Source organism: Allobosea caraganae, assembly GCF_003351345.1.
In the GTDB taxonomy this organism is placed as follows: Bacteria; Pseudomonadota; Alphaproteobacteria; order Rhizobiales; family Beijerinckiaceae; genus Allobosea; species Allobosea caraganae.
The window spans coordinates 74,967-99,786 of the sequence record NZ_QQTO01000010.1 but is presented as its reverse complement, the minus strand read 5'-3'; the positions used below and the strand labels follow the sequence as shown (position 1 = coordinate 99,786).

24 protein-coding genes are annotated in these 24,820 nt (G+C 66.2%); 14 read left to right on the top strand and 10 right to left on the bottom strand.

Features of this window, described 5'->3' with window-relative positions:
* The coding region (locus DWF00_RS04915) for a HAMP domain-containing protein (protein WP_147283804.1) at positions 1 to 1,000 on the bottom strand (1,000 nt) is incomplete at its 3' end.
* Between the two features lie 556 nt (positions 1,001 to 1,556).
* Between DWF00_RS04915 and DWF00_RS04910 the strand changes: the two genes are divergently transcribed.
* The 3 genes from DWF00_RS04910 (at position 1,557) to DWF00_RS04900 (ending at position 4,718) form a co-directional block, all read left to right on the top strand.
* Positions 1,557 to 2,309: a L,D-transpeptidase gene (locus DWF00_RS04910; RefSeq protein ID WP_114831959.1), complete on the top strand. Its 753-nt coding sequence runs from the start codon at positions 1,557 to 1,559 to the stop codon at positions 2,307 to 2,309.
* Positions 2,310 to 2,490: 181 nt separating this feature from the next.
* Positions 2,491 to 3,795, top strand: coding sequence for a UDP-glucose dehydrogenase family protein (locus DWF00_RS04905; protein WP_114831958.1), 1,305 nt, complete (start codon positions 2,491 to 2,493; stop codon positions 3,793 to 3,795).
* A 143-nt stretch (positions 3,796 to 3,938) separates the two neighbouring features.
* Positions 3,939 to 4,718 carry a DUF2076 domain-containing protein gene (locus tag DWF00_RS04900; protein WP_114831970.1) on the top strand — a complete coding sequence of 260 codons (780 nt, stop codon included), beginning with the start codon at positions 3,939 to 3,941 and terminating at the stop codon, positions 4,716 to 4,718.
* Positions 4,719 to 4,797: 79 nt separating this feature from the next.
* On the opposite strand, the gene DWF00_RS04895 is transcribed toward DWF00_RS04900, so the two are convergent.
* Both DWF00_RS04895 and DWF00_RS04890 read right to left on the bottom strand, forming a co-directional pair.
* On the bottom strand, positions 4,798 to 5,592 hold the full coding sequence (locus DWF00_RS04895) for a L,D-transpeptidase (protein ID WP_114831957.1): 795 nt from the start codon (positions 5,590 to 5,592) through the stop codon (positions 4,798 to 4,800).
* 317 nt (positions 5,593 to 5,909) lie between these two features.
* Entirely contained in the window at positions 5,910 to 7,352 is a 1,443-nt protein-coding gene (locus tag DWF00_RS04890) for a lipopolysaccharide biosynthesis protein (RefSeq protein ID WP_114831956.1), read from the bottom strand.
* 243 nt (positions 7,353 to 7,595) lie between these two features.
* On the opposite strand from DWF00_RS04890, the gene DWF00_RS04885 reads away from it, so the two are divergent.
* From DWF00_RS04885 to DWF00_RS29775, 4 genes are all read left to right on the top strand, one after another.
* Entirely contained in the window at positions 7,596 to 8,360 is a 765-nt protein-coding gene (locus DWF00_RS04885) for a sulfite exporter TauE/SafE family protein (RefSeq protein WP_114831955.1), read from the top strand.
* Positions 8,361 to 8,426: 66 nt separating this feature from the next.
* Entirely contained in the window at positions 8,427 to 8,930 is a 504-nt protein-coding gene (locus DWF00_RS04880; RefSeq protein WP_114831954.1) for a GNAT family N-acetyltransferase, read from the top strand.
* Complete coding sequence (locus DWF00_RS04875) at positions 8,927 to 9,769, top strand: DMT family transporter (RefSeq protein WP_114831953.1); 843 nt, start codon at positions 8,927 to 8,929, stop codon at positions 9,767 to 9,769. The genes DWF00_RS04880 and DWF00_RS04875 overlap by 4 nt, the downstream gene beginning before the upstream one ends.
* 101 nt (positions 9,770 to 9,870) lie before the next feature.
* Positions 9,871 to 10,563: a DUF930 domain-containing protein gene (locus DWF00_RS29775; protein ID WP_245973752.1), complete on the top strand. Its 693-nt coding sequence runs from the start codon at positions 9,871 to 9,873 to the stop codon at positions 10,561 to 10,563.
* A gap of 19 nt (positions 10,564 to 10,582) precedes the next feature.
* On the opposite strand, the gene DWF00_RS04865 is transcribed toward DWF00_RS29775, so the two are convergent.
* Positions 10,583 to 11,491, bottom strand: a complete 909-nt coding sequence (locus DWF00_RS04865) for a LysR family transcriptional regulator ArgP (RefSeq protein ID WP_114831952.1) — start codon at positions 11,489 to 11,491, stop codon at positions 10,583 to 10,585.
* A 103-nt stretch (positions 11,492 to 11,594) separates the two neighbouring features.
* Between DWF00_RS04865 and DWF00_RS04860 the strand changes: the two genes are divergently transcribed.
* Complete coding sequence (locus tag DWF00_RS04860) at positions 11,595 to 12,203, top strand: LysE/ArgO family amino acid transporter (RefSeq protein WP_114831951.1); 609 nt, start codon at positions 11,595 to 11,597, stop codon at positions 12,201 to 12,203.
* A gap of 156 nt (positions 12,204 to 12,359) precedes the next feature.
* Here DWF00_RS04860 and DWF00_RS04855 read toward each other — a convergent pair whose 3' ends face one another.
* A complete protein-coding gene (locus DWF00_RS04855) occupies positions 12,360 to 12,827 on the bottom strand; it encodes a PaaI family thioesterase (RefSeq protein ID WP_114831950.1) in 468 nt (155 codons plus the stop codon).
* 210 nt (positions 12,828 to 13,037) lie between these two features.
* Positions 13,038 to 13,493: a MarR family winged helix-turn-helix transcriptional regulator gene (locus DWF00_RS04850; protein ID WP_181832840.1), complete on the bottom strand. Its 456-nt coding sequence runs from the start codon at positions 13,491 to 13,493 to the stop codon at positions 13,038 to 13,040.
* Positions 13,494 to 13,732: 239 nt separating this feature from the next.
* On the opposite strand from DWF00_RS04850, the gene groES reads away from it, so the two are divergent.
* The 5 genes from groES to DWF00_RS04830 all read left to right on the top strand — a co-directional run bounded on the left by groES (position 13,733) and on the right by DWF00_RS04830 (position 19,390).
* On the top strand, positions 13,733 to 14,020 hold the full coding sequence (gene groES / locus DWF00_RS04845) for a co-chaperone GroES (RefSeq protein WP_114831949.1): 288 nt from the start codon (positions 13,733 to 13,735) through the stop codon (positions 14,018 to 14,020).
* Positions 14,021 to 14,121: 101 nt separating this feature from the next.
* Complete coding sequence (gene groL / locus DWF00_RS04840; protein ID WP_114831948.1) at positions 14,122 to 15,759, top strand: chaperonin GroEL; 1,638 nt, start codon at positions 14,122 to 14,124, stop codon at positions 15,757 to 15,759.
* 147 nt (positions 15,760 to 15,906) lie between these two features.
* Positions 15,907 to 16,446 (top strand): hypothetical protein, encoded by a 540-nt coding sequence (locus tag DWF00_RS28985; protein WP_147283803.1) that lies wholly within the window; start codon positions 15,907 to 15,909, stop codon positions 16,444 to 16,446.
* A 114-nt stretch (positions 16,447 to 16,560) separates the two neighbouring features.
* Positions 16,561 to 17,016, top strand: a complete 456-nt coding sequence (locus tag DWF00_RS04835) for a hypothetical protein (protein WP_114831947.1) — start codon at positions 16,561 to 16,563, stop codon at positions 17,014 to 17,016.
* A 283-nt stretch (positions 17,017 to 17,299) separates the two neighbouring features.
* Positions 17,300 to 19,390 carry an ABC transporter ATP-binding protein/permease gene (locus tag DWF00_RS04830; protein WP_114831946.1) on the top strand — a complete coding sequence of 697 codons (2,091 nt, stop codon included), beginning with the start codon at positions 17,300 to 17,302 and terminating at the stop codon, positions 19,388 to 19,390.
* Between the two features lie 21 nt (positions 19,391 to 19,411).
* Here DWF00_RS04830 and DWF00_RS04825 read toward each other — a convergent pair whose 3' ends face one another.
* The 4 genes from DWF00_RS04825 to hisS all read right to left on the bottom strand — a co-directional run bounded on the left by DWF00_RS04825 (position 19,412) and on the right by hisS (position 23,949).
* A complete protein-coding gene (locus DWF00_RS04825; protein ID WP_245973751.1) occupies positions 19,412 to 19,900 on the bottom strand; it encodes an META domain-containing protein in 489 nt (162 codons plus the stop codon).
* 160 nt (positions 19,901 to 20,060) lie between these two features.
* Positions 20,061 to 21,035 (bottom strand): ATP phosphoribosyltransferase, encoded by a 975-nt coding sequence (gene hisG, locus DWF00_RS04820; RefSeq protein ID WP_114831945.1) that lies wholly within the window; start codon positions 21,033 to 21,035, stop codon positions 20,061 to 20,063.
* Positions 21,032 to 22,144 (bottom strand): ATP phosphoribosyltransferase regulatory subunit, encoded by a 1,113-nt coding sequence (locus tag DWF00_RS04815; protein ID WP_245973750.1) that lies wholly within the window; start codon positions 22,142 to 22,144, stop codon positions 21,032 to 21,034. The genes hisG and DWF00_RS04815 overlap by 4 nt, the downstream gene beginning before the upstream one ends.
* Before the next feature lie 233 nt (positions 22,145 to 22,377).
* A complete protein-coding gene (gene hisS, locus DWF00_RS04810; RefSeq protein ID WP_114831943.1) occupies positions 22,378 to 23,949 on the bottom strand; it encodes a histidine--tRNA ligase in 1,572 nt (523 codons plus the stop codon).
* Between the two features lie 163 nt (positions 23,950 to 24,112).
* On the opposite strand from hisS, the gene DWF00_RS04805 reads away from it, so the two are divergent.
* Complete coding sequence (locus DWF00_RS04805; RefSeq protein WP_114831942.1) at positions 24,113 to 24,814, top strand: DUF3053 family protein; 702 nt, start codon at positions 24,113 to 24,115, stop codon at positions 24,812 to 24,814.
* Positions 24,815 to 24,820: the final 6 nt, after the last annotated feature.

Sequence of the window (24,820 nt, the reverse complement as noted above, 5' to 3'; positions counted from 1 at the left end):
CGAACTCGGTCGTGGCCGAATCGACCACGGCGTTGATCTCGTTGATGCCGGCGATGAGCTGCTGCATCTGCGCGTCGGCGTCCTCGATCTGCAGCCGCGCCGAGAAGTCGCCCGCCGCAGCAGCCGCAACCACCTCGCCCACATCCGTCACGACCAAAGCCATCGATTCGGCCTGACGAATCTGCCGCGCCGCATTGTCGCGCTCCTCCGCCTGCAGAATCGCGACCTGCTCGGTGCTCTGGCGCAGCACGGCGACGGCGCGCGCCATCGCGCCGATCTCGTCCTTGCGCGCCACGTAGGGAACATCGACCTTGGTATCGCCCGCCGTCAGGCGCTCCATGACGCCACCGAGATCGACCAGCGGCCTGGCGATCGAGCGCTGCGCGAAGAGCAGCGCGGTGGCGAGCGAGGCCAGCAGCGCCGCCAGAAGCACGCTCGGCAGGATCCACTCGATCTGCTTGGTGAAGGCGGCCGCCTCGTCGCCGAGCGCGTTGCCGGCATCCTCGTTGCGCTTGACGAAGGCGACGAGCACATCGTTCAGGCTCTTGCGATTGGCGCGGTTGAGGTCGTTATTGCCCTGGGCATTGGCCGCGGCGCTCGAGATCTCGCGGCCGAGCCGGATGGTCTCGCTGCGGAAGGCGATGAACTCCTCGACCAGCTTCTCGATCTGGCCCAAGCGCTCGCGCTCGCCGGGCGGCACCAGCCGCTTCAGGTCGCCGACGAGCTTGCGCATCAGCGGGAAGCGCGCTTCCGCACCCTTGGCGTACTGGTCGAGCTCCTGCGGCTTCGCCGCCATGTAGATGCCGCGCGATTCCATCACGACGCCGGTGACGTGCGAGTTGAGCCGCTCGGTGAACAGGGCGATGTCGCCCTGGGTGCTGGAGCGGCCGTTCAGGTCGTTGGCCTTCGACAGCGCGTAGAGGCTCAGGCCGGCCGAAAGGATCGCGCCGATGGCGATGATGGCCAGCATGGCCAGGATCTTCATGCGAATGGACGTCATCGAGGTGCCCCCCCGGGCTCACATCGCGGGGAACCGGCGCCATCAAGGCGCGCCAGCTGCCAGCCGTTGGAATCATGGACAGGCATAGGCGCGACCGCGTGCCGAACGGCTTGGCGGTCTGGACGTCGGGAACGGGCCGGCAGATCGCGCCGCTGCGCCATGCAGCCAGCGAGACCCAGACACGATGCTGAGGCGTGCGAATGAGAGATAAATTCCAAGCTCGGCCCCTGACGTTAGGTCATTCCCTCCTGAGCCGATTAAAATTTTACTTAAATTCCTCTCCGCATGGCTCTGAAATGTGCATTTCGGCTGCATTCTGGTGGAATTTTCCGCATCGCCTCACCTTCCCGGCGAAAAGAAGCTCCGCGCAAGCCCGCCATGGCATAAGCTGTTGCCGATAGGGCACAGATTTTCGCGCCACATTTTCGCCACATCGAATTCACCTCGCGGCCACGTGATCCGCCTTGAACCGAATGACGACGCCGCGACCGGAACTCCGCCCCTTTCCGATCGTTGAGTGCCCCGCAAGACCTCGAATGACGTGCGAGCCAAACTGATGTCCCCCGCCCTGTTGCCCTTCCGCCGCCTGCTGACCCGTTTGGCCGTCATGTTCATGCCGCTGCTGCTCGCAGCCTGCGTGAGCGCCCCGCCGCAGCCCTTCGAGGTCGCCTCGGCCCGCTTCCACCAGAACGCCGCGGCCATGGCGATGTATGACGAGATGCCGGAGGAGCAGTATCCGCTGCCGGCGACCGACATCTCCGAGGTCAACCCGCGCTTCCTCCGCCAGGAGGTCGCCTACCCGACCCGCGAGCAGCCCGGCACGATCGTGGTCGACACCAATAACCGCTACCTCTACCTCGTCCGCGAAGGCGGAAAGGCGATCCGCTACGGCATCGGCGTCGGCAAGCAGGGCATGTCCTGGCGCGGCCGCGCCACGGTCGGCCGCAAGGCCTCCTGGCCGCGCTGGACGCCGACCGCCGCGATGGTGGCCCGCGACCCGAAGAAGAACGGCCCCTGGGCCGGCGGCATGGGCGGCGGCCTCGACAACCCGCTCGGGGCGCGCGCGCTCTACCTCTACCAGGGCAACCGCGACACGATGTACCGCATCCACGGCACCTCCGAGCCGTGGTCGATCGGCAAGGCCGTCTCCAGCGGCTGCATCCGGATGTTCAACCAGGACATCATCGACCTGCACAGCCGCGTCCCGACCGGCACCCCGGTGCTCGTGCTCAACCGCGACCCGCTGCTGAAGCTCGACCCGGCCGAGGCCGCCGACGAGTTCGGCGCCGACGATCCGGAAACCTTCTGAGACGCCGCTCCGGCGGCCTGAGACGGCCGCCGTCATCTTCGCGACATCGACGCGCATCACCACGCCAGCCAGCGCGGTGGTGCGCGTCGCGTTTTGCCGGAGCCGCGAATTGCGATAGGCGGTGCGGCGGAATGGCCCGGCCCACCTCCGCTTCGGGTCCGAGACAGAGAAAGAGCGCCCCATGCGCGTGACGATGATCGGTTCGGGCTATGTCGGCCTGGTCTCCGGTGCCTGCTTCGCCGATTTCGGCCATGTCGTGACCTGCGTCGACACCGACGCGGCCAAGATAGAGGCGCTGAACCGCGGCGAGATCCCGATCTTCGAGCCGGGGCTCGACGACCTCGTCGCCAAGAACGCCCGCGAGGGCCGGCTCTACTTCACCACCGAGCTGGACGACGCAGTCGCCAACGCGGATACGGTCTTCATCGCAGTCGGTACGCCGGCAAGGCGCGGCGACGGCCATGCCGACCTGTCCTATGTCTACCAGGCGGCGCGCGACGTCGTCGCCAAGCTCGACGGCTTCACCGTCGTCGTCACCAAGTCGACCGTGCCGGTCGGCACCGGCGACGAGGTCGAGCGGATCATGCGCGAGGCCAGGCCGCAGGCCGAGTTCGCCGTGGTCTCGAACCCCGAGTTCCTGCGCGAGGGCGCCGCGATCGCCGACTTCAAGCGGCCCGACCGCATCGTCATCGGCACCGAGGATGCCCGCGCGCGCGCCGTGATGGAGGAGCTCTACCGGCCGCTCTACCTCAACGCCTCGCCGCTGCTCTTCACCTCGCGGCGGACGTCAGAGCTGATCAAATACGCCGCCAACGCCTATCTCGCGACCAAGATCACCTTCATCAACGAGATGGCCGATCTCTGCGAGGCGGTCGGCGCCAACGTGCAGGAGGTCGCGCGCGGCATCGGCCTCGACAACCGCATCGGCTCGAAGTTCCTGCATGCCGGCCCCGGCTATGGCGGCTCCTGCTTTCCGAAGGACACGCTCGCCCTGATGAAGACGGCGCAGGACCTGACCGCGCCGCTGCGCATCGTCGAGACCGTCGTCGCCGTCAACGACCAGCGCAAGCGGGCGATGGCGCGCAAGGTGATCACGGCCTGCGGCGGCTCGGTGCGGGGCAAGCGCATCGCCATCCTCGGCCTCGCCTTCAAGCCGAACACCGACGACATGCGCGAGGCGCCCTCGCTCTCGATCATCACCGCCCTGCAGGATGCCGGGGCCGAGATCGTCGCCTACGATCCCGAGAGCATGGGCCCGGCCCAGGCGCTGATGCCGGGGATCAGCTACGCTGCGGATCCCTATTCCTGCCTGGAGGGCGCCGACGCGCTGGTGATCGTGACCGAGTGGGACGCGTTCCGCGCGCTCGACCTCGCCCGCGTCAAGGCCGGCCTGCGCGAGCCCGTCGTCGTCGATCTCAGAAACATCTACCGCTCCGAGGACATGCGCCGGCGCGGTTTCCAGTACAGCAATGTCGGGAACGCGTGACGGGCAGGATTCTTCCTGTCCGCAACCTCTCCGCGAGATGAAACAAGGCGCCGTCCCGCGGACATCGCCTTGATAGCGTCACAGCCCGTCACCACCTTTCGGACGGCGACGCAACCGCGCCGCCCAAACGAGAGGAGATGACGATGACGCCGCAAGAACGCGACGTGATCGCCGGGATTTTCGACCGCCTGAAGCAGGCGGCCAACCAGCCCCGCGACCCCGAGGCTGAACGCTTTATCGCGGATCGCCTGCGCGAGCAGCCCTATGCGCCCTATGCGATGGCGCAGGCAGTCTATGTCCAGGAACAGGCCGTGACCAACCTCCACGCGCAGGTCGAGGAGCTGCAGGCGCAGGTCCGCGAGCTGCAGGAGCGCGCCGCGCAGCCTGCTCCGGCCCAGTCCGGCGGCTTCCTCTCCGGTATCTTCGGCGGCGGCGCGCAAGCTCCGGCGCGGCCGGGTTCGGTGCCCTCCTTCCCGCAGCGCGCGGGGCAGGCGCCGTCGAATGCCTGGACCAACCAGCAGCAGCCGGGGCCCGGCATGATGGGCGCAGCGCCGCAGCAGCAGCCCGGTCCCTGGGCCAACCAGGCGGCTCCGCAGCAAGGCGGCGGCGGTGGCTTCATGGCCTCGGCCCTGACCACGGCGGCCGGCGTCGCCGGCGGCCTGATGCTCGGCAACGTGCTGAGCAACGCCTTCGGCGGCAACAAGGGCGGCGAGGCCAAGGCGGCGACGCCCGAGAACACCCAGGCCAAGGATGACAGCTCGGCCAAGGACGACAGCAGCAAGGGCGATAGCGGCGACAACCAGCAGGCGGCCTACGACCAGGGCGCCTCGGACCAAGCCTCCTACGACCAGGCCAATAACGACGAGCCCTACGATCCGAACTACGATGACGGCACGGGCGGCGACGACGGCGACTGGACCTGACCCCTGCCGGTAGCGCAAAAAACGAACCCGCCCGGAAACGGGCGGGTTTTTCTTTAGCGCGCTCGAAATCGTCTGCCGGTCAGATCACCAGCACCTTGGCGCCGACCCTCACGCGGCCATAGAGGTCGATGACGTCGTCATTGGTCATGCGAATGCAGCCGGAGGAGACGGCCTGGCCGATCGTGTTCGGCTCGTTGGTGCCGTGGATGCGGTAGAGCGAGGAGCCGAGATACATGGCCCGGGCGCCGAGCGGGTTCTCCGGCCCGCCCGTCATGAAACGCGGCAGGTCGGGCCGGCGCTTCAGCATCTCGGCCGGTGGCGTCCAGCTCGGCCATTCGGCCTTGCGGGTGACGCTCTTCATGCCGGCCCAGGAGAATCCGGGGCGGCCGACGCCGATGCCATAGCGCAGCGCCCGCCCGCCCGGCTGGACCAGGAAGAGGAAGCGCTGCGGCGTGTCGATGATGATCGTGCCCGGAGCTTGCGGGCCGTCATAGGCGACCTCCTGCTTCTGGAAGCGCGGATCGATGACGCGCTCGATCGGCCGGGTCGCCTCGACCGGCTCGCCCAGCGCGGCCATGCGGCGGCCGGCGCGGCGCGGCGCGGCGTCCTGGTCGTAGGGGTCGTTCTCATAGCCGGGCTGCGGCTGGACGCGCTGGCCATAGGCCGAATAGCCGCGCGGCTGGTTGTAGACCGCCCCGCCCCGGCCATAGGGCGTCGGGTCGCGGCCGGTCATCAGCATCTCGACGAAGCCGCCGCCATATTGGCCCGGCGGGGGCGGAGGCGGCGGAAGCGGATCGTAATATTGAGCGGAGGCGCCGCCTGGCGCCAGCAGGCCGCACAGGATCGCAAGCGGAACGAACAGAACGGGACGCATGGCAGGGCACTCTCAACGCAATGTAAGCGCGAGCCTGCCGAATGGCCCTCAAATGAATGGTGAACTGCTTGTTCCGAAAACGTTCAGCGGCGGCCGAGGCGGAACATTCAGCGAATTAACCTTATCAGATTACGTAAGGTCATGCTGAACGAAGCGTTTTCGGAGGCCGTCTCCGCCAGAGGGGCACAGAGTCCTCACCTTGAGAGGCTGGCCCGACATATCTTGCGCGATTTCAAAGATCTCTCCTTTGGTTCCAACGCACCGTCATCCCGGACGGAGCGAAGCGGAGCTCCGGGATGACGGCACCGTTGTGACGCTCAGGATGAGGGCTGAGAGGGGCGACCCTTCCCGCGCATGGCGCGCCACAGCATCAGCTTGCTGCGCAAGCGCATGGTGTTGAGCCCGAGCACAACGCCGGCATAGACGGCGCTGCCGAGCGCGACCTGCAGCACAAGTTCGACCGGGGCGGTGAAACGTCCCGATAGCGGCCAGACCACGAGCGCCATCAGCAGGAGCGCGAACAGGACGCAGAGCAGATCGCGCAGCGACGGCCAGACCGGCATCGCGCGCAGCGCGGCAGCCGCCGTGACCACGAACGCGACGACGAAGGCGCTGGCCTGGGCATAGGCATAGCGCGGCGGCCCGCTCACCAGCCCGCCGAACGCGATCAGCAGGTTGCAGGCGAAGCCGAGCCCCGTCGCCAACGGCGCGATGCCGGTGCGCTTGCCGAGCAGGAAGACCGGGATGAAGGCGGCTTGCGAGATCGTCAGCGCCGCGAAGCCCGGCAGCAGGATCGCCATGTAACTGGCGAAATGGCCCCGGAAGCTTTCCGGCACCAGCAGGCGCTCGAAGGCCGGCAGCACGAGCCAGAGCCCGACCGCGATCGGCAGCGTCACCATCAACACGACGACGATATTCTCGGCGATGCGGCGCAAGGCAGCCGGCCGGCCGCGATGCTCGTCGAGGCGGATGACCTCGCGCAGCAGCACGATCTCCAGGGTCGAGGCAAGCGTGCCGAAGAGCTTCAGCCCCATGTCGGAGGCGAGCGAGAAATAGCCGGCCTCGGCGAAGCCGTGGGCGCCGGCAAGCAGCGAGCGGTTGATCAGCGGGATCAGCGAGTAGATCGCGTTGCTGCCGATCAGCGGCAGCGAATAGAGCAGGAAGGTCCAGGCGACGTCCTTGCGCGCGGCCGAGACCGAGAGCGGCGCATCGGCCAGCGCGCGCCGCACCAGCAGCAGCGCCACCGCGACGCTGAGCAACCCGCCGAGCAGGACGGTCGTCGGATCGCGCGTGATCCAGGCGCCGCCGACCATCAGGATCAGCGCGAGCAGGTTCTTGACGATGATCAGCTTGGCATAGGCGGCATCGAGGAAGCGGGCGCGGGCGATGGCGCCGTGATAGTCGAACAGCCCGGCCCCCATGCCGCCGAGCACGGCAGCGGCCAGCAGCATCGCCGGCAGCCTGAAGTCGATGCCGGCCACGATCGCCGCGACCAGCAGGCCGGAGAGCGCGATGCTGATGCCGGCGGCCAGCAGGTCGAGCGTCGCGCGGATTTCGGGCTGCTTCTCGCGCGCCGTGAGCGAATAGAAGCGGATCGCCGAGAGCCGGAGCCAATCGAGCAGCGCGGTATTGACCAGCACGACGATGGCCGCGCCAATGGCGTAGAGGCCGAAGGCGGCCGGGCCGAGGCAATAGGCGATGAGCAGTCCGAGAACGAAGTTCAGCCCGGCATTGATGACGAAGGGCAAGAGAACGGTCATGGCGCCATCGCTAGAGCATGGCGCGGAAAAGTGGGAACCGGTTTTTCGCGCAAGCCATGCTCTAACTCTTCATCCTCGATCACGTTTTTCCCAATCGGATGGAATCGTCCGATTGGAACGCGATCGAGAGGACCGGGCGACTCAGGCAATTGCCGGAGTTTCGGAGTACAACTGGCCTAACGGCAGCCCCTCGCTTTTCCAAGCGGAAGCTTGGCGAGGCCATGCGAGCAGCGGACGCCGCTGATGCCGACCGATCCGCTGTTCTACCTCGTTGGCTGGGCTACCACGCTCGTCATCGCCATCGGCAAGGGCGCCTTCGGCGGCGGGCTCGCCATCCTCGGCATACCCTTGCTGGCGCTGGTCACCGACCCGCTCTCGGCGGCGATCATCATCGCCATGCTGGTCTCGGTGATGGACCTCTTCGCCCTGCAGAGCTTCGGCATGTCGACCTGGTCGAAGCCCGACCTGGTCTGGCTCCTGCCCGGGCTCGTGGCCGGCATCGGCATTGGCTACATCGTCTTCCTCAAGGTCGACCCGCGCATCGTGACGCTGATCATCGGCCTGACCACGCTCGCCTTCACCTTGCACTGGTTCGCCAGGGGGCGCCTCGCGCCGGCCGGCTCACGCCCGGTCTCGCCGGTGCTGGCGCTGATCGCCGGCACGGCCTCGGGCTTCACCACCTTCGTCGCCCATGCCGGCGGGCCGCCGGTCTCGATGTACCTGCTGGGTCGCGGCGTGCCCAAGACGCTGTTCGTCGGCACCACCGTGGCCTTCTTCACGCTCGGCAACTGGCTGAAGCTGCCGCCTTACTTCTCGCTCGGGCTGACCCGGCCGGAGGCGCTCTGGTCGGCGCTGGCGTTGGCACCCGCCGCCCCGCTCGGCATCTGGCTCGGCAAGATCGTGCACGAGAAGCTGGAGCAGAAGGTGCTGTTCTTCTGGTGCTACGTCCTGCTCAGCCTGGCGGCGCTGAAGCTGACTGTCGATGCGGCGCTCGCATTGCTGCGCTAGAGGGCATGCGCGCAGCGATGGCCGCAGCCCTTTGCGCTCGCGGGGATTGGCCTTAAGCGCTTCCTCATGAGCACCTCCCTGCCTCCGCTGCGCGACGCGCGCGACAGCGATTCCGAGCCGCTTGCCGCGCTGGTCGCCGCGAGCTTCGCCGAATATCCCAACTGCCATTTCATCTGGGACGAGTTTCCCGAGCTGCGCCGGCCGGCGACGCACTACGCCGCCAAAGGCGGCCGGCTCTGGATCGCGGACGCGCCCGATGGCAGCGTCGCCGGGTCCATCGCCGTCGCGCCGGTGCCGGAGCAGAACGCGGTCGAGCTGACCAAGGTCTATGTCGCGCCTGGCTGGCGCGGCGCCGGGCTGGCGCAGGCGCTGTTCGCCAATGTGCTCGGCTTCGCCCAGGTTGGCGGCTACAGCGAGATGATGCTGTGGTCGGACACGCGCTTCGCCCGCGGCCACCGCTTCTACGAGAAGCTGGGCTTCGCGCGCTGGCCAGGCGAGCGCTATCTCGGCGACGTCTCCTTCACCTGGGAATACCATTTCCGCAAGCGGCTCGCCGGCCAGCCGGCATGAGCCACGGCACCGCGCTGCGCGCCGTCCTGGGCATCGCCCTGCTCACCGTCATGGATGCGGTGATCAAGGCGCAGATGCAGAGCCACCCGTTCCTGCTGGCGCTGTTCATGCGCTTCGCCGCCGGCGGCCTGTGCGCGCTCATCGTGCTGGCGCTCGTCAGGCCGAAGCGGCCGACGCGCGACAGCGTCATCGGCAACCTGATCCGCGTGCCGCTGGTCGTGCTCACCGCCGGCAGCTTCTTCTACTCGATCTCGCAATTGCCGCTGGCGGAGGCGCTGACGCTGTCCTTCCTGGCGCCGGTCTTCGTGGCGCTGCTCGGGTCGCTGATCCTGAAGGAGCGGCTCGACCGGCGCATCTTCGAGGCGCTCGGCTTTGGGCTCGTCGGCATGCTGATCATGGTCTGGCCGCGGCTGCGGGGCGGCGTCACCGGGGCCGAGCTCGGCGTCGCCGCGGCCCTGTTCTCCGCGGTGTCCTATGCCTTCAACCTGATCCTGCTCAGGCGGATCGCGCTGAAGGAGCACCCGGCCGTGATCGTCGTCTTCCAGAATTGCGGGCCGGCCGTGCTGCTCGCGATCCCGGCCTGGTTCGTGATGATGCCGATGACGGCGCGCGACCTGCTGACCTATCTCGGCGCCGGCGCGCTCGGCGTCGCCGGGCATATGACGCTGACCTCGGCCTTCGCCCGCGCGCCGGCCTCGCGGCTGGCGCCGATCGAGTACACCGCGCTGGTCTGGGCGAGCCTGCTCGGCTTCGCCTTCTTCGACGAGATCCCGCTCTGGACGACCTATGCCGGGGCGCTGCTGATCGTGGCCGGCGCCTTCGTGGTCAGCCGAAAATAGCGCCGGCCGCAAATTCGCCCGGTTGATCGGCGTTTAGGGACCCGTCGGAGGGGCGGAGACAACCGGTGAGACCAGAGCCGAGCATCGGAGCGCTTCGACCGATGCCGTCCGCCTCCCTGGTGCGGAACGCGCTCTCGCGCGCCGCCATCGTCTCGCTCGGCCTCCACGCAGTCCTTCTCGGCACGCTGGCCCTGCTGCCGAACATCGAGCGGTTGCAGCCTGCTCCTGAAGAGGGCGTCGAGGTCGAGCTGGTCACGCCTGAGCAGATCGAGCCCCAGCCGCAGCCCCAGGCGGCGCGGCCTGCGCCTCCCGCTCCCGCCATCGCGCAACCGCAGGCCGCACCGGCCCAGCCGCAGCCCCCCGCTCAGCCAGCCCCGCCCCTTCCCCCGCTCGTTCCGGCGGCGCCCGTGATGGTCAGGGCGCGGCGCGTGCTCTCGGGCAACGTCCTGGCCAACCCGCAGAGCCGGGGAGCGCGGGAGGCGCTGAACCAGCTGGATGATGGCGAACGCATCGAGCAATTGTGCAATCTCGAGGCGATGGGCCAGGTCCATGCCTGGAAGGCCGAGTTCCTGCCGGACCGCGTCGTCGCCTATGCGATGGCGGGCACCAAGCTGTCGCGAACGGCAATGCAGGCGGATGGCGCAGTCTTCCGCAGCAGGCAGAACTGGTATCGGCTCAAGTTCAAATGCGAGCTCTCGCCCGACCGCAAGACGATCGCAGGCTTCGAATTCTCGGTCGGCGATCCCGTCCCGCACAGCGACTGGCGCGCGCTCGATCTGCCGGCGGTGCATTGAGCCGGCAATTCCCCGCTCCTTACTCCGCCGGCGCGACGAGTTCGCTTTTGGCGACAGCGACGATCTCGCGGGTCAGCTCGGCGAGATGCTCGGCGGAGAGGCGGTTGACCTGCCAGAACAGCGGGATGTCGACGGGCGTGTCGGGGATCAGCTCGATCAGGCGGCCCGAGCGCAAATGCTCGCCGACGAGCTGGATCGGGTTCACGCCCCAGCCGATCCCCGCCACGGCACCGTCGACGAAACTCTGCGTCGATGGCAGCCAATGGCTGGGACGGACGATCCTGCGCCCGACGACGTGCTGAACCCATTGGTCCTGCAAGCGATCCTTCTGGTTGAAGACGAGCGATGGCGCCTCGGCCAGTGCCTCCGGCGTGACGCCCTTCGGAAAATAGCGCGCCATGAAGTCCGGGCTGGCCGTCGCGCGATAGCGCAGCGCGCCCAGCGCGAAGCGGCGGCAGCCCTGCACCGGCTTGCCCAGGCTGGTCACCGCCGCGACGACCTGCCCGCGCTGCAGCCACTCCGCCGTATGGTCCTGATCGTCCACGGCGACGTTGAGCAGGTGCTCCGAGCGCCGGGTGAAGTTCGCGACGGCCTTGAGGAACCAAGTCCCGAGGCTGTCGGCATTGGTCGCGATGCGCAGCGTGACCCGGTGGCGGGCCGTGCCAGTCGCCGCGGCTGCGGGCAAATGCTTGAGCAACTCGCCTTCGAGCATCCCGACATGCTCCATGTGCCGGCACAGCCACTCCCCCTTCTCGGTCGCGGTGCAGGGATTGCCACGCGCGATGAGCACGAGGCCGAGGCGCTCCTCAAGCTGCTTGACGCGCTGCGACACGGCCGAGGGCGTGACGTGAAGGGCATGCGCCGCCTTCTCGAAGCTGCCGGTCTGGGCCACGGCGGCGACGGCCCGCAAAGCCGGATAGTCGAGCATGAGATTAGCGCTCCTTAATCTGCCTTATCAGCATTAATTAGCCTAATCCCATTCCGGCAAGTAGCCCAGGCGACATCCCAGCGCCCCGGAGCAGCGCCGCAGCATGAACATCACGGTCTATCTGACGGGCCTCTCCGTGGGCCTGAGCCTCATCGTCGCGATCGGCGCGCAGAACGCCTTCGTGCTGCGCCAAGGCCTGCGCAACGAACATGTCTTCGCCGTCTGCCTGACCTGCGCAGTGTCGGATGCGCTGCTGATCGCGCTCGGCGTCGGCAGCTTCCGGCAGATTTCGGCGCTCTCGCCCTGGATCGACCCGGCCATGCGCTATGCCGGCGCGGCCTTCCTGGCCTGGTACGGGGCGAAAAGCCTCCGCTCTGCCTTCCGGTCGGGCGACGCGCTCGTCATCGGCGGAACGGCGGCGGTGAGCCTCCGGCAGGCCCTCGCCACCTGCCTGGCGCTGACCTGGCTCAACCCGCATGTCTATCTCGACACGGTCGTGCTGATCGGCACGGTCTCGACGCAGTTTCCCGGGCTGGAGCGCGCCTTCGCGGCTGGTGCGGTCACCGCGTCGTTCCTGTTCTTCTTCGGGCTCGGCTATGGCGCGGCCTGGCTGCGCCCGCTCTTCGCCAGGCCCTCCGCCTGGCGCATCCTGGAAGGGGCGATCGCCGCCACCATGTGGAGCATCGCCGCCAGGCTGGCCCTGGACCTGTAACCTTGGAGCCTGAACGGATATTCGAGCCCTCACCCTGAGGAGCGCGAAGCGCGTCTCGAAGGGTGAACCCGTGGGCTTCCGAACCTCCTGGAGCATCCTTCGAGACGCGCTTCGCGCTCCTCAGGATGAGGGCTCAGGGATTGGCAAGACAGGCTCTCAGGCCCGCAGCACCAGGCAGGTCTCGGTGCCGTGGGCCAGCAGCTTGCCGCGCGCATCGACCAGCTTGCCCTCGCTGGTGATGATGCTGCCGCCGCGATGGATCAGCCGGCCCTCGCAGCGCACGATCTCGCTCTCGGGCATGACCGGGCGGACATAGTTCAGCTTCATCTCCAGCGTGGTGTAGCCCTCGCCGGCCTTCAACGTGCTGTGGGCGGCGCAGGCCATGGCTGAATCGAGGATGGTCGCGGTCCAGCCGCCATGGATCGTCCCGAGCGGGTTGAAGAAGCGCGCCGAGGGCTTGCCGACGAAGACGACGCGCCCCGCCTCGGCCTCGGCGATGTCGAAATCCATCGCGTCGGCGAAGGGCGGGCCGGGATGGCGGCCCTCGATGATGCCGCGCAGGAAGGAGAGGCCATCCTCGGCCAGGAGCACGTCGCGTGACACGACCCCGATAGTGCGCGGCATCCGGCAGCTCCCTTATTGTGTAGATACACGATATGAATTTGAGGCTGCGCCCGTCAAGCGCGCCGTACCAGCGAGACTCATGGCTCTGCCGTCATGCTCGGGCTTGTCCCGAGCATCCACGTCTTGAACGGCGCCCGCGACGGGCGAAGACGTGGATGGTCGCCACAAGGGCGACCATGACGACGAGGGTATGGTTTCGGTGAAGCCCGCTCAGCTCGCCCCGCGCGCCACACGGCGCAGCGTGCGCAGGCCGTCGCGGGTCTCGCTCCAGCGCTCGCGGCCAAGCCCGCCCTCGATACGCGCCTGCGCCACCTGCCAATAGGGGATCGCGGCCTCGATCGCGGCGCGGCCCTTGTCGGTGACCGCGTAGACCGCCGCCCTGCCCTTGCGGTCGACCGGCTCTATCAGGGCCTCGGCCGCGAGCAGTTGCAGGTTGCGGGTCAGCGAGGTCCGCTCCAGCGCGAAGCGGTCGGCCAGCTCAGTGACCGATTTGAACACGCCGGTGCTCAGCGCCGAGAGCAGCACGAATTGCGTGATCTTGAGCCCGCTCGGGCGCATCGCCTCGTCATAGGCGCGGGTAACGGCCCGCGCCGTCATCCGCACGTGCAGGGCCACGCAGGAACGGGCGATATCGTCGAGCCTTGGATCGTGCGCGGGCGCTGTCATGCGCTGAGGATAGCGCCTCGCACGCCACGCCGCAGCAATCTCCTGCGGGGTGCGACAGCGATTCACTTTCCGGCGCGATGATTCAGCTTTCCGCTGCGATGATTCCTTGACTCACCAAGGGTACGCGCCTATCTCCGCCGCATCCGTTAGCACTCGGATTATGAGACTGCTAACAGATGCCGGTCGCCGGTTTTCGCGCTGACCGCCAGCTTCAATTAGACCGAGAGGAAGACAGAACCATGAAGTTCCGTCCGCTGCATGACCGCGTTGTGGTCCGCCGCCTTGATGGCGAAGAGAAGACCAAGGGTGGCATCATCATCCCCGATACCGCCAAGGAAAAGCCCCAAGAGGGCGAAGTCGTTTCGGTCGGCCCCGGCAACCGCGACGAAGACGGCAAGCTGATCAAGCTCGACGTCAAGGCCGGCGACCGCGTGCTGTTCGGCAAGTGGTCCGGCACCGAGGTCAAGATCGATGGCCAGGATCTCCTGATCATGAAGGAATCCGACATCATGGGCGTCATCGGCTGAACGCCTGACGTGGTGCGAGTTCCCGTCGCTCGGCCAGTCTCGGCCGACCGGAAAGCGCGCCAGCCCGCCTCTCCCCGTTTTCAGTTCAAGGAGTAGCTCACATGGCTGCTAAAGACGTCAAGTTCTCCACCGACGCGCGCGACCGGATGCTGCGCGGCGTCGAAATCCTGAACAACGCCGTCAAGGTCACGCTCGGTCCCAAGGGCCGCAACGTCGTGATCGAGAAGTCGTTCGGCGCCCCGCGCATCACCAAGGACGGCGTCACCGTCGCCAAGGAGATCGAGCTCGCCGACAAGTTCGAGAACATGGGCGCCCAGATGGTGCGCGAAGTGGCCTCGAAGCAGAACGACGCCGCCGGTGACGGCACCACCACCGCCACCGTCCTCGCCGCCGCGATCATGCGCGAAGGCCTGAAGTCGGTTGCCGCCGGCATGAACCCGATGGACCTGAAGCGCGGCATCGACCTCGCCGTCGAGGCCATCGTCGCGGACCTGAAGAAGAACTCCAAGAAGGTCACCTCGAACGCGGAAGTCGCGCAGGTCGGCACCATCTCGGCCAACGGCGACGAGTCGGTCGGCAAGATGATCTCGACCGCCATGCAGAAGGTCGGCAACGAGGGTGTCATCACCGTCGAGGAAGCCAAGACCGCCGAGACCGAGCTCGACGTCGTCGAGGGCATGCAGTTCGACCGTGGCTACCTCTCGCCGTACTTCATCACCAACGCCGAGAAGATGGTCGCCGAGCTCGAGGACCCCTACATCCTCGTCTTCGAGAAGAAGCTGTCGTCGCTCCAGGCGATGCTGCCGATCCTCGAGGCCGTCGTGCAGACCGGCAAGCCGCTGCTCATCATCGCCGAGGACGTCGAGGGCGAGGCTCTGGCCACGCTCGTCGTCAACAAGCTCCGTGGCGGCCTGAAGGTCGCGGCCGTCAAGGCTCCGGGCTTCGGTGATCGCCGCAAGGCCATGCTCGAGGACATCTCGATCCTGACCGCCGGCCAGATGATCTCGGAAGACCTCGGCATCAAGCTCGAGACCGTGACGCTCGCCCAGCTCGGCCGCGCCAAGAAGGTGCGCATCGAGAAGGAGAACACCACGATCATCGACGGCGCCGGCAAGAAGAAGGACATCGAGGGCCGCGTCTCGCAGATCAAGGCGCAGATCGAGGAGACCTCCTCGGACTACGACCGTGAGAAGCTCCAGGAGCGCCTGGCCAAGCTCGCCGGCGGCGTCGCGGTCATCCGCGTCGGCGGCGCGACCGAGGTCGAGGTCAAGGAGAAGAAGGACCGCGTCGACGATGCCCTGAACGCCACCCGCGCTGCGGTGGAAGAAGGCATCCTGCCGGGCGGCGGCGTCGCCCTGCTGCGCGCCCTCCAGACCGTCAAGTCGATCAAGACCCAGAACGACGACCAGAAGACCGGCGTCGAGATCGTCCGCAAGGCGATCATGGCCCCGGCCAAGCAGATCGTCGACAACGCCGGCGATGACGGCGCCGTCGTGGTCGGCAAGCTGCTGGAGTCGAAGGACTACGCCTACGGCTACAACGCCCAGACCGGCGAGTACGGCGATCTGGTCAAGGCCGGCATCATCGACCCGACCAAGGTCGTGCGCACCGCCATCCAGGACGCGGCCTCGATCGCCGGCCTGCTGATCACCACCGAAGCCATGATCGCCGAGCTGCCGAAGAAGGATTCGGGCCCGTCGATGCCGGGCGGCGGCGGCATGGGCGGCATGGACTTCTGATTTAGAAGTCCTTCGGTCTCTGCGAAGTCTAGGAAGGCCCGGCGCAAGCCGGGCCTTTTTTCATCATGCCCAAAAGTTCTCTATGGCGATTGCATGGAAGGGAAGATACAACCTATAATATAAAAGACTATTCGGGGGGGGGGCACAATGACAACTAGCGATGAAGAAGCTGAGCAGGCAGAAATCCAATCAGCTGGCGACAACAATGATACCAAGAAGGTCGCACGCGAGCTTAGACCTTTTCCGCGAAAAGTCCTGAGCGAAGCGGTCAAGGTGATCACTGCAATAAGAGATAACAACGCCGGAAAGCCTTGGCCTCCACATCAAATTGCCGACGCCCTCGGCAAAAAGCAACGATCCTCCGATTTTCAATACATAATAGCGGCCGCGGCAGATTTTGGGCTGACAGAAGGGAGATTTCGGGCCCCTGAAATCAGAATAACAGACCTTGGCAAGCGCGTTTGCTATCCAGCAAATGAAATAGACGAAAGAAGAGCTTTATTTGAAAGCTTCAATAATATACCACTATTTAAACAAGTTTACGATCACTACTCCGGATCACAACTCCCGGAGCCGAAATATTTTAAGAATACGCTTATCGATAAATTCAAACTATCGCCGGATCATGCTGATGAATTTGCAAAATTATTTCAGGGAAATCTGAGATTTTTAAACATAGAGACTTAAACGAAAGAATTTACGCCAGACCAATTTAATGAATCCAGCGGCATTCGCCACTCCGGCATAAAGAGCACTGAAGCATCCGTTATCCGCTCGGGTCGAAGTGTTGCATTTATCATCATGCCATTTGTCGAGAAAAATCCAGCCAGATCGTCTGGTTTTTTCAAAGAAGTGTTTCACTCTCTGATATCGCCGGCGGGTCAAGCCGCTGGATTTGATATAGAGTGGGCCAATCAATTTGGCTCAGACCTTATTCAATCAACGATTATAAACAAGATATTCGACGCCGATCTCATTATCGCAGATCTAACTGATCACAATCCCAATGTTATGTTTGAGTTAGGTCTTCGAGTTGGCGACAATAAAAGACCAACTGCGCTGATAAAATCGAAAGACACGGGACGGCTTTTCGATGTTGATAATATGATGCGTGTCTACGAATATGATCCGGCTTTATGGAAGAGCACGCTCGAAATTGATATACCAAATCTTGAACAGCACATAAGAGCGACTTGGGATAATAGAACGATAAACGTTAGTTACGTTGATATTCTTAGGAAAAAAATCGAAACATAGCTAAATTCGATGAATCCCACCTACCATCGAGACGATGATGGCCAAGCTTCCAAAGGATGATGCCGCCCCAGTGATACTAGGCCGCGGCATGGACTTCTGATCCAAGCCTACCACGCAGCAATGCGTTACGAAGGCCCGGCGCAAGCCGGGCCTTTTTCATGAGCGGGGGATGACAATTTGCTCATCTAGGCGCATCGCCATTGAATGGCCTCATCCTCTGGGACATGGTCCGAATCGTAGAGCCGCCCCGCCGTAACGATCATTTCCGTTGGGAAATCAGCCCATGCGCCCCTTGAGCTTCGCCGTCGCCGCTCTTGCCGTGATCGCCCTCATCGCGGGCCAACAGAGTGGCAGCGGCGGCTTGCTCGGGCTCGGCGGCGTCGGCCTTCTGCTCGCGCTGGCGATCTATCGTTCGACGGAGATCGCCTTCTTCCTGAAGATCTTCTCCGGCATCTTCGGCACGGAATACGTCGTGTTCGGCGCAGGAGCTGTGCTCGCGCAACTGGGCGTCTGGCCAGCGGGCTGGCAGGCCCTGGCGCCGCCGGCGAGCCTCGCCACCACCGTCGCCATCTTCGGCGTCCTGATCTACGCGATCTCCTTCATCCCGGTGATCCAGCGCATCGCGCGCATCGCATCGCCCTATTATGAGGCGACCGAAGTCACGACCTCGCGCCTGTGGCCCTTCGGCCCGTTCCAGATCCGGCTCGGACGCCTCGCTGTGCTGCTCCTGGTCTTCCTGGTGGTCCTCAACCAGGCCCAGGTCGGCATTAGCCTGCGCCTGAGCTTCTTCAACCGCGACTTCTACAACGCCATCCAGGAGAAGGACGCGCCGAGCTTCTGGTACCAGCTGATCTACGTCTTCAGCCTCTGGGCCGCGATCTGGGTCGTGTCGAGCCTGATCGAGATCTTCGCCAATTATACGCTGCTGATCCGCTGGCGGCGCTGGATGGCCGAGAAGTACAGCCACGACTGGCTGAGCAACGCCACGCATTACCGCGTCTCGCTGGCCGGAACGGCTGACAACCCCGACCAGCGCATCGCCGAAGACACCCGTGCCTTCGTCAACCAGACCTACGGCTTCGCCCTGCCGCTGCTGTCGCAGATCTCCACGCTGGTCTCGTTCTCGATCATCCTGTGGTCGATCAAGATCCCGATCACGATCCCCGGCACCGACATCATAATCCCCGGCTTCCTGCTCTGGATGGCGCTGATCTACTCGATCGCCGCGACCTGGATCACGCACCTGATCGGCAAGCCGCTGATCGGGCTGGAGTTCGAGCAGGAGCGGCGCGAGGCGAATTTCCGCTTCTCGCTGGCCCGCCTGCGCGAATACTCGGAGCAGATCGCGCTGATGCGCGGCGAAGGCTCGGAGCAGAAGCACCTGAGCGAGCGCTTCGGCGACATCGTCACGAATTTCTACCGGCTGGTCTGGCGCCGGATCAAGCTGAGCACCTTCACCTCATCGTATAACCAGGCGAATGTCGTGGTGCCCTATGTGCTGCTCGCGCCGCATTACTTCACCGGCCTTATCACGCTCGGCATCATGACGCAGGTCGCCTCGGCCTTCGACCGGGTGCAGACCGCGATGTCCTTCTTCATCAACAGCTACCAGTCGATCGCGTCCTACCTGGCCTCGATCAACCGCCTCACCACGTTCGAGGCTGCGATCGCGCAGGCGCAAGCCGCGCCCGCCGGCAACCGGGCCATCCATCACACGCGGGTTCCCGGCGGCGAGCTGGGCGTCACGGGCGCGACGCTGACGCTGCCCGATGGCCGCGCCATCGTGCGCGTCGACAACCTCAACCTCGGCGATGCCCACTCGACGCTGGTGATCGGCCCGTCCGGCTCGGGCAAATCGACCCTGTTCCGCGCCATCGCCGGCATCTGGCCCTTCGGCGAGGGCAAGGTCGGGATTCCGGAAGGCGCGCATATCATGCTGCTGCCGCAGCGACCCTACCTGCCGCAGGGCACGCTCCGGGCCGCGATCGCCTATCCCGCCACCGAGGATGCCTATCCGGATTCCGCAGTGAAGGAGGCGATGGCCAAGGTGAAGCTGTCGCATCTGACCGACCGGCTCGACGAGGTCGACCTCTGGGGCCAGCGCCTGTCAGGCGGCGAACAGCAGCGGCTCGCCGTGGCGCGCGCGCTCCTGGCCAAGCCCGACTGGCTCTTCCTCGACGAGGCCACGGCCTCGCTCGACGAGAAGCTGGAGGGCGAGATCTACGACGTGATCGACCGGACGTTGCCGGAGACGAAGATCGTCTCGATCGGCCATCGCTCGACGCTGCGCGAGATGCATGACGAGATCGTCATGATGCAGCCGAATGCCGACGGCACCTACAGCCCGACGGCGATGGCGGCGGAGCCGGCCTGAGCGAGTTCTGGCCGGGCGCTCTCAGAGCGCCCGGTCGAAGATCAGCTCGCCGCCGCCGCCCTTGAGCACGAGGCGGCCCTGCACCAGGTCCCAGTTGCGGGCGGCGCGCAGCGCGACGAGGAAGCTGCGCTCGAAATCGGAGACGCCCTTGTCGCAGGAGCGCTTGGTCAGCGCGATCGGCCCGACGGCGAAGCCCTGCTGGCGCAGCGGATAGGCCGAGGCCGAGAAGGTGTTGCAGCCGCCGAAGCCGGTGCCGCGCAGGTTCGCATCGACCTGGAGCGTCGCGCGCATGGTGCCGATGGGCTTGCCGTTCAGCGACACGGCGGCCCAGGAGGCGCCCATCGGAAAGGTCTTGTCCTGCTGCGGAGGCGGCGGAACCTCCTGCTGCGGCTGCTCGCGCGCAGGATTGCCGCCCCGGCGCTGCGCTTCGGCGGTCGTCGCCGAAAGGGCAAGCAGGGGCGCAATGGTCAGAGCGAGGGCAGAGGCGTAGCCGAGGCGTCGATTCATCATTTTTTACCCATCCCGAACCCGGGAGCCTAATTCACGATCCGGTCTCAAGAAAGCGCGTAGAGCCCAATCTTGCGCAGATCAACAGGGATGATGCGCGACAACACCCTGAAGCGCCGCTGAATATCAGGCGAAATGGGTCGCGAGGATGGCGCGGTCGCGCTCAGATGCGCTTGAGCAGCCGCTCGATCAGCGGGTTGGCCTTGCGGAAGACGTAGGCCGGAGCGCCGACCGTGATCTCGTCTGCGCCCGAGCGTGAGAGCTGCTCGACCAGCGCGAAGACCGCCTTGTCCGGGCAATGGATGGTGAGGACATCGCCCTCTCCGGCACCGCCGAAGGGCAGGCGCGCGCCGAAGCCCGCCACGAGCTCGTCGATGGCGGCGGGAGCCAGGCCGGCCGGCCGCGCCCTGATCTCGCGGATCGAGCGTGCCTCCTCCTCCGCCGCGATGCGCGAGAGGATGGCGCTGGCCGCGGCCTTGGCCCGCTCGCCCCAGGGCGCGCGCACGGAGGCGACGAGATTGGCCTCGGAGGACAGCATCACGCCATCGTCGAGGATTTTTAGCGCGTTGGCCGAGAGCGTCGCGCCGGTCGTGGTGATGTCGACGATGATCTCGGCGGAGCCGGCGGCCGGCGCGCCTTCGGTCGCGCCCAGGCTCTCGACGATGCGGTAATCGGCGAGGCCGTGCTCGGCGAAGAAGCGGCGGGTCAGGTTCACGTATTTGGTGGCGACGCGCAGCTTGCGGCCCTGGCGGGCGCGCATGTGGCTGGCGACGTCGTCGAGATCGGCCATGGTGCGGACGTCGATCCAGGCCTGCGGCACGGCGACGACGACATTGGCGTTGCCGAAGCCGAGCGGCGTCAGCAGCTCCACCGCCGCATCGGCGTCGGCGACCTGCTCGCGCACGAGATCCTCGCCGGTGATGCCGAGATGGGCGGCGCCGGAGGCGAGCTGCGCGACGATCTCGGAGGCCGAGAGGAAGGCGACTTCGGCGCCGTCGAGGCCGGCGATCGTGCCGCGATAGTCGCGCGAGCCGCGCGACTGCACGAATTTCAACCCGGCGCGGCCGAAGAAGGCGGTGGCGTTCTCCTGCAGCCGGCCCTTGGAGGGCACGGCGAGAACCAGCGGGGCGTCGCTCATGCCGGTTCTCCAGTCAGGCGGTCGAGCCAGAGCGAGGCGCCGACGGCCGCGATCGGCCTGACAGAACCCAGCCGCTCCAGAACGTTGTCGTAGCGGCCGCCGCCGGCGACCGGGCGGCCATCGCTGCGGCTCTCGTCGTGAAGCTCGAAGATGAAGCCGGTGTAGTAGTCGAGATTGCGGGCGAAGCCGGTCGAGAAGGCGATGGCGCCGACATCGACGCCGCGCACGGCGAGGAAACCGGTGCGCTCGTCGAAGGCGTCGAGCTGGCGGCCGATATCGAACGAGGCCTGATCGGCAAGCGCACGCAGTGCGGCGGAGGCCGTGTCGGGATCGCCGGAGATGGCCAGCGCCTGGCCGAGCACGGCCTTGACGTCGGCATTGACCGGGTTCTCGCGCTCGGCGGCGTGCGCCAGGAAGCGCTCGGCGATGTCGCCGGCCGAACGGCCGCCGACCGTCGAGATGCCGGCGATCGAGAGCACGTCCTCGACGAAGGCTTTTGCCGCCTTGGGGTCCTGCCCTTCCAGCGCCTTGAGCAGGCCGGCATGGGCGGTCTCGCCGCCATTGGCGGGCGGATCGAGCGCATCGACCGCTTCCGCACCCTTGCCCTGCACGACGGCGCGGATCAGCCGGCGGCGCGCGGTGCGTGGCACGGCCAGCCCGTCGAGCAGCGCGCCCAGCAGGGCGACATCGCCCATCAGGATGCGCGGATTGGCAAGCCCGAGCGCGACGGTCGTCTCGATCGTCAGCGCCATGATCTCGGCATCAGCCGCGGCGAAATCCTCGCGGCCGAAGGATTCGAGGCCGGCCTGGGCGAACTCGCCCGGCTCGCCCAGGCGCATGCGGAAGACCGGGCCGGCATAGGCATAGGCGGCCGGCTCGCTGACGCCCGCGGCGATGTGATCGAGCGCGACCGGGATGGTGTATTCGGGCCGCAGGCACCAATCGCGGCCGTCGGCGTCCTGCGTCATGAAGATGCGGCGGCGGATATCCTCGCCGGAGAGATCGAGGAAGACGTCGGCCGGCTGCAGGATCGCCGGCTCGGCGCGCGCGTAGCCCTCGCGCGCCAGAAGCGCGATCACGGTTTCGATGCTGGCGCTGGTCGCGGTCACGGCATTCGTCCTGTTGCGGCGCCGTCCTAGCAGTGGCGCGGCAAATTTTCGATTGTTTTTCGGGAATTGGGTTAGCGGGTCCCCTTCTCCCCTCGGGGGAGAAGGTGCCGAACGCAGTGAGGCGGATGAGGGAAGGGGCGCGGACGCGGCCCTTTTCTTGTTTCGGGAAGACAAGACTTCCCTCATCCGTCAGCGCTTCGCGCCGCCACCTTCTCCCCCGAGGGGAGAAGGGGTCACGCGTGCCGCTTCAGCACCCGCTTCACGCCCTCGACCAGCCCGGCCGCCGGCACAGCAAACTGCGCCTCAGCCTGCCGCGCCTTGTGCTCGGCGGAATCCTTCAGCTCGCGGCTCGCGGCGGCGAGCTCGGCGCCGAGGATCAGGTCCTTGACGATCACCGTGCCGGCCTCGCGCTCGGACGAGCCCTGGATCACCGCGCAGATCGCGCCGCGCTTGTCGGCATATTTCATCTGGGCGTTGAAGCCGGAGGAGCCGAGATAGAGGTCGGCGCGCAGCAGCGGCTTGCCATCCTCGCCCGTGGCCTGACGCAAGGCCGAGACCATCGCCTGATAAGCCGGCATGTGCTCGGGCGACTTGTTGTCCATGGCGGTGACGACGACGAGCGGCAGCTCGTTCCGCGCATCGACGATCGGCGACTTCACCGCCTTCAGCGCCGAATAGAGCCGGGAGACGCCGATCGAGAAGCCGGCCGCCGGCACTGGCTCGGGGCGGAAGCGCCCGACGAGCCCGTCATAGCGCCCGCCGCCGGCAACAGAGCCGAAGCGCACGACCTGACCGTCGTCGTTGGTGACCGGGAAGGTGAGTTCGACCTCGTAGACCGGGCCGGTGTAATATTCGAGGCCGCGGACGACGGAGGTGTCAATGCGAATACGACTCCTATCGTACCCGGCCGCTTCCACCAGCGCCGCGATCTGCTCTAATTCAGCAATGCCGGTTGCGGCCGTTTCGTTGTTGCCGAAGTGGACGCGCATTCCGTCGAGAACGCCTTTGTTGCTCTCTCGGTATCTATTATCACCGATATTCTCGAGCTCGGTAACATCGCCGCTTTGCAAGATCGCAAGCGACAGGACCATATCCGCCTGCTCGTCGTTGAGCCCCGCTCCCTTCGTGAAATCTCCGCTCTCATCCTTGCGGCCGTCGCCAAGCAGCAGCCGCACGCCCTCCGGCCCGAACTTGTCGAGCTTGTCGATCGCCCGCAGCACAGTCAGCCGCCGCCCGGCATTCTCCTCGCCGCCGAGCCCGATCGCCTCCATCACGCCATCGAGCACCTTGCGGTTGTTGACCTTGACGACATAGTCGCCGCGCTTGATGCCGAGCTTCTCCATCGTGTCGGCCGCGAGCATGCAGATCTCGGCATCGGCCGCGACGCTCCCCGCTCCGACGATATCGGCATCGAACTGCATGAACTGGCGGAAGCGGCCCGGGCCCGGCTTCTCGTTGCGGAAAACGTAGCCGGCGCGATAGCTGCGATAGGGCTTCGGCAGCGCGTCAAAATTCTCGGCGACGTAGCGGGCGAGCGGCGCGGTCAGGTCGTAGCGCAGCGAGAGCCATTGCTCGTCATCGTCCTGGAAGGAGAAGACGCCCTCGTTCGGCCGGTCCTGATCCGGCAGGAATTTGCCGAGCGCGTCGGTGTACTCGACGAAGGGCGTCTCGACCGGCTCGAAGCCGTAGAGCGAAAAGCTCTCGCGGATGACGGAGAGCATGCGCTCGGTCGCGGCGACGTCGGCCGGGCCGCGATCGACGAAGCCACGCGGCTGGCGGGCCTTCAATTTGTCGGTTTTCGACATGGACATTCACTTCCCGGCAGGGCGTATGTGGCGCGTGACAGCGTCGGTGGGTTAGCCCGCCAGCGCGCGAGGGGCAAGCGCGGCCCGTCATCGGGCTTGTCGCGCCACCGCGAATCGCCGCACGAAAAACCTGTGCGGCGGCAAACAACAAAACGGAGACGCAATGTCCGTCTGGTTCAAACGCCTCTTTGCCGGCCTGTTCGTCGGGCTCGTGCTGACCGCCTGCAGCCCCGACGATTCCGAGCAGCGCAAGGCCTTCATCACCTTCCTGCAGAACGACGTGCTGGCGAAGCCGGGCGTGCAACTATCGCGGCCGAATGCCGAGCAGCAGAAGCCCTTCGGCGACTATGCCGCGCAATACGCCATCATCACCCGCTTCCATGAGAGCATGGACGCCTCCGTCGCCAAGCCGATGCAGCAGGTCCTGGCCAATGCGCTGCCGCGCTCGATCGAGGACGCAGTCAACCGCAAGGCCGACATCGCCGCGGTGCGCGCCGGCTTCGGCAAGCTGCGCGAGGCGCTCGACACCGCCGTCGCCACCGCCGACAAGGAGCGCGCGGCGCTGAAGCAGCCCGAGGACGTCGCGCCGCTCTATGCCACCGCCTATGCCAAGCTGGTGACGGCGCCCGCGACGACCTTCCGCGACATCTTCCCGGTGCTCGACGACGCCTTCGGCTCAGTGCTCGCTTTCGCCGACCTGATCGACAAGAACCGCGCCGGCATCAAGCTCAGCGGCTCGCAAATGGAGATCCCCAACCCGCAGCTGCGCAACCAGGTGCAGGCGACGCTGAACGCGATGGCCGGCAAGCAGCAGGCGCTGATCGCCGCGCAGCAGAAGATGCAGAGCGTGATGCTGGGGCGATAAAACAAG

Excerpts from the sequence above, each read along its gene's own strand:
- DWF00_RS04910 (WP_114831959.1), top strand. The coding sequence starts at position 1,557 with ATGTCCCCCGCCCTGTTGCCCTTCCGCCGCCTGCTGACCCGTTTGGCC.
- DWF00_RS04905 (WP_114831958.1), top strand. The coding sequence starts at position 2,491 with ATGCGCGTGACGATGATCGGTTCGGGCTATGTCGGCCTGGTCTCCGGT.
- DWF00_RS04900 (WP_114831970.1), top strand. The coding sequence starts at position 3,939 with ATGACGCCGCAAGAACGCGACGTGATCGCCGGGATTTTCGACCGCCTG.
- DWF00_RS04895 (WP_114831957.1), bottom strand. The coding sequence starts at position 5,592 with ATGCGTCCCGTTCTGTTCGTTCCGCTTGCGATCCTGTGCGGCCTGCTG.
- DWF00_RS04890 (WP_114831956.1), bottom strand. The coding sequence starts at position 7,352 with ATGACCGTTCTCTTGCCCTTCGTCATCAATGCCGGGCTGAACTTCGTT.
- DWF00_RS04885 (WP_114831955.1), top strand. The coding sequence starts at position 7,596 with ATGCCGACCGATCCGCTGTTCTACCTCGTTGGCTGGGCTACCACGCTC.
- DWF00_RS04880 (WP_114831954.1), top strand. The coding sequence starts at position 8,427 with ATGAGCACCTCCCTGCCTCCGCTGCGCGACGCGCGCGACAGCGATTCC.
- DWF00_RS04875 (WP_114831953.1), top strand. The coding sequence starts at position 8,927 with ATGAGCCACGGCACCGCGCTGCGCGCCGTCCTGGGCATCGCCCTGCTC.
- DWF00_RS29775 (WP_245973752.1), top strand. The coding sequence starts at position 9,871 with ATGCCGTCCGCCTCCCTGGTGCGGAACGCGCTCTCGCGCGCCGCCATC.
- DWF00_RS04865 (WP_114831952.1), bottom strand. The coding sequence starts at position 11,491 with ATGCTCGACTATCCGGCTTTGCGGGCCGTCGCCGCCGTGGCCCAGACC.
- DWF00_RS04860 (WP_114831951.1), top strand. The coding sequence starts at position 11,595 with ATGAACATCACGGTCTATCTGACGGGCCTCTCCGTGGGCCTGAGCCTC.
- DWF00_RS04855 (WP_114831950.1), bottom strand. The coding sequence starts at position 12,827 with ATGCCGCGCACTATCGGGGTCGTGTCACGCGACGTGCTCCTGGCCGAG.
- DWF00_RS04850 (WP_181832840.1), bottom strand. The coding sequence starts at position 13,493 with ATGACAGCGCCCGCGCACGATCCAAGGCTCGACGATATCGCCCGTTCC.
- groES (WP_114831949.1), top strand. The coding sequence starts at position 13,733 with ATGAAGTTCCGTCCGCTGCATGACCGCGTTGTGGTCCGCCGCCTTGAT.
- groL (WP_114831948.1), top strand. The coding sequence starts at position 14,122 with ATGGCTGCTAAAGACGTCAAGTTCTCCACCGACGCGCGCGACCGGATG.
- DWF00_RS28985 (WP_147283803.1), top strand. The coding sequence starts at position 15,907 with ATGACAACTAGCGATGAAGAAGCTGAGCAGGCAGAAATCCAATCAGCT.
- DWF00_RS04835 (WP_114831947.1), top strand. The coding sequence starts at position 16,561 with ATGCCATTTGTCGAGAAAAATCCAGCCAGATCGTCTGGTTTTTTCAAA.
- DWF00_RS04830 (WP_114831946.1), top strand. The coding sequence starts at position 17,300 with ATGCGCCCCTTGAGCTTCGCCGTCGCCGCTCTTGCCGTGATCGCCCTC.
- DWF00_RS04825 (WP_245973751.1), bottom strand. The coding sequence starts at position 19,900 with ATGATGAATCGACGCCTCGGCTACGCCTCTGCCCTCGCTCTGACCATT.
- hisG (WP_114831945.1), bottom strand. The coding sequence starts at position 21,035 with ATGAGCGACGCCCCGCTGGTTCTCGCCGTGCCCTCCAAGGGCCGGCTG.
- hisS (WP_114831943.1), bottom strand. The coding sequence starts at position 23,949 with ATGTCGAAAACCGACAAATTGAAGGCCCGCCAGCCGCGTGGCTTCGTC.
- DWF00_RS04805 (WP_114831942.1), top strand. The coding sequence starts at position 24,113 with ATGTCCGTCTGGTTCAAACGCCTCTTTGCCGGCCTGTTCGTCGGGCTC.